This is a genomic window from Yersinia sp. IP36721 (genome assembly GCF_003634395.1).
GTDB classification, from domain to species: Bacteria; Pseudomonadota; Gammaproteobacteria; order Enterobacterales; family Enterobacteriaceae; genus Yersinia; species Yersinia entomophaga.
Map to the genome: position 1 here is coordinate 1 of NZ_QCZL01000048.1, position 3297 is coordinate 3297.

The following is a 3297-nucleotide window of genomic DNA, read 5'->3' on the forward strand; positions in this document are numbered from 1 at the left end:
AAATATTGCTCTTTAACAATCTGGAACAAGCTGAAAATTGAAACACTGCAGCTAAAACTTGTCTCTCCGTAGATTTACCGAGACAAGGAGTCATCTGCAGGTAGAGTCTCTCAATAATCGCAGCACGATGATGTCGAAAGACACCTTCGGGTTGTGAGGTTAAGCGACTAAGCGTACACGGTGGATGCCTAGGCAGTCAGAGGCGATGAAGGGCGTGCTAATCTGCGAAAAGCGTCGGTAAGCTGATATGAAGCGTTACAACCGACGATACCCGAATGGGGAAACCCAGTGCAATTCGTTGCACTATCGTTAGATGAATACATAGTCTAACGAGGCGAACCGGGGGAACTGAAACATCTAAGTACCCCGAGGAAAAGAAATCAACCGAGATTCCCCTAGTAGCGGCGAGCGAACGGGGAGGAGCCCAGAGTCTGAATCAGTTTGTGTGTTAGTGGAAGCGTCTGGAAAGTCGCACGGTACAGGGTGATAGTCCCGTACACAAAAATGCACATGCTGTGAACTCGATGAGTAGGGCGGGACACGTGACATCCTGTCTGAATATGGGGGGACCATCCTCCAAGGCTAAATACTCCTGACTGACCGATAGTGAACCAGTACCGTGAGGGAAAGGCGAAAAGAACCCCGGCGAGGGGAGTGAAATAGAACCTGAAACCGTGTACGTACAAGCAGTGGGAGCACCTTCGTGGTGTGACTGCGTACCTTTTGTATAATGGGTCAGCGACTTATATTTTGTAGCAAGGTTAACCGTATAGGGGAGCCGTAGGGAAACCGAGTCTTAACTGGGCGTCTAGTTGCAAGGTATAGACCCGAAACCCGGTGATCTAGCCATGGGCAGGTTGAAGGTTGGGTAACACTAACTGGAGGACCGAACCGACTAATGTTGAAAAATTAGCGGATGACTTGTGGCTGGGGGTGAAAGGCCAATCAAACCGGGAGATAGCTGGTTCTCCCCGAAAGCTATTTAGGTAGCGCCTCGTGAACTCATCTTCGGGGGTAGAGCACTGTTTCGGCTAGGGGTCCATCCCGGATTACCAAACCGATGCAAACTCCGAATACCGAAGAATGTTATCACGGGAGACACACGGCGGGTGCTAACGTCCGTCGTGAAGAGGGAAACAACCCAGACCGCCAGCTAAGGTCCCAAAGTCATGGTTAAGTGGGAAACGATGTGGGAAGGCATAGACAGCCAGGATGTTGGCTTAGAAGCAGCCATCATTTAAAGAAAGCGTAATAGCTCACTGGTCGAGTCGGCCTGCGCGGAAGATGTAACGGGGCTAAACCATGCACCGAAGCTGCGGCAGCGACGCTTAGGCGTTGTTGGGTAGGGGAGCGTTCTGTAAGCCGTTGAAGGTAGTCTGTGAGGACTGCTGGAGGTATCAGAAGTGCGAATGCTGACATAAGTAACGATAATGCGGGTGAAAAACCCGCACGCCGGAAGACCAAGGGTTCCTGTCCAACGTTAATCGGGGCAGGGTGAGTCGACCCCTAAGGCGAGGCTGAAAAGCGTAGTCGATGGGAAACAGGTTAATATTCCTGTACTTGGTGTTACTGCGAAGGGGGGACGGAGAAGGCTAGGCTAGCCGGGCGACGGTTGTCCCGGTTTAAGCGTGTAGGGGGGTATTCCTGGTAAATCCGGAAAACCATCAACCCTGAGGCGTGATGACGATGCACTACGGTGCAGAAGTAGTTGATGCCAAGCTTCCAGGAAAAGCCTCTAAGCATCAGGTAACATTAAATCGTACCCCAAACCGACACAGGTGGTCAGGTAGAGAATACTCAGGCGCTTGAGAGAACTCGGGTGAAGGAACTAGGCAAAATGGTGCCGTAACTTCGGGAGAAGGCACGCTGGCGCTAGGTGAAGAGACTTGCTCTCGGAGCTGAAGCCAGTCGCAGATACCAGCTGGCTGCAACTGTTTAATAAAAACACAGCACTGTGCAAACACGAAAGTGGACGTATACGGTGTGACGCCTGCCCGGTGCTGGAAGGTTAATTGATGGGGTCAGCCGCAAGGCGAAGCTCTTGATCGAAGCCCCAGTAAACGGCGGCCGTAACTATAACGGTCCTAAGGTAGCGAAATTCCTTGTCGGGTAAGTTCCGACCTGCACGAATGGCGTAATGATGGCCAGGCTGTCTCCACCCGAGACTCAGTGAAATTGAACTCGCTGTGAAGATGCAGTGTACCCGCGGCAAGACGGAAAGACCCCGTGAACCTTTACTATAGCTTGACACTGAACATTGAGCCTTGATGTGTAGGATAGGTGGGAGGCATCGAAGCGTGGACGCCAGTCTGCGTGGAGCCAACCTTGAAATACCACCCTTTAATGTTTGATGTTCTAACTCGGCCCCATAATCTGGGGTGAGGACAGTGTCTGGTGGGTAGTTTGACTGGGGCGGTCTCCTCCCAAAGAGTAACGGAGGAGCACGAAGGTTAGCTAATCACGGTCGGACATCGTGAGGTTAGTGCAAAGGCATAAGCTAGCTTGACTGCGAGAGTGACGGCTCGAGCAGGTACGAAAGTAGGTCTTAGTGATCCGGTGGTTCTGAATGGAAGGGCCATCGCTCAACGGATAAAAGGTACTCCGGGGATAACAGGCTGATACCGCCCAAGAGTTCATATCGACGGCGGTGTTTGGCACCTCGATGTCGGCTCATCACATCCTGGGGCTGAAGTAGGTCCCAAGGGTATGGCTGTTCGCCATTTAAAGTGGTACGCGAGCTGGGTTTAGAACGTCGTGAGACAGTTCGGTCCCTATCTGCCGTGGGCGTTGGAAGATTGAGAGGGGCTGCTCCTAGTACGAGAGGACCGGAGTGGACGCATCACTGGTGTTCGGGTTGTCATGCCAATGGCATTGCCCGGTAGCTAAATGCGGAAAAGATAAGCGCTGAAAGCATCTAAGCGCGAAACTTGCCTCAAGATGAGTCTTCCCTGGGGCTTCAAGCCCCCTGAAGGAACGTTAAAGACTATGACGTTGATAGGCTGGGTGTGTAAGTGCAGCGATGCATTGAGCTAACCAGTACTAATGATCCGTGAGGCTTAACCTTACAACACCGAAGGTGTTTTAGAGAGCGTTTTAATTTTCAGCATTGTTAACAGATTGGATTGACTGGCCGTGTGATGTAAATCACGTGGCGGGTTGATTGAAACAGAATTTGCCTGGCGGCAATAGCGCGGTGGTCCCACCTGATCCCATGCCGAACTCAGAAGTGAAACGCCGTAGCGCCGATGGTAGTGTGGGGTCTCCCCATGCGAGAGTAGGACACTGCCAGGCATCAAA

At 52.0% G+C, this 3297-nt stretch carries 2 rRNA genes; both read left to right on the top strand.

The annotated features are described in order from the left end of the window. The first annotated feature begins 157 nt into the window (after positions 1-157). Positions 158-3064, top strand: a 23S ribosomal RNA gene (locus DBA33_RS19850). Between the two features lie 111 nt (positions 3065-3175). Next, positions 3176-3291, top strand: a 5S ribosomal RNA gene (rrf, locus tag DBA33_RS19855). Positions 3292-3297 lie beyond the last annotated feature (6 nt).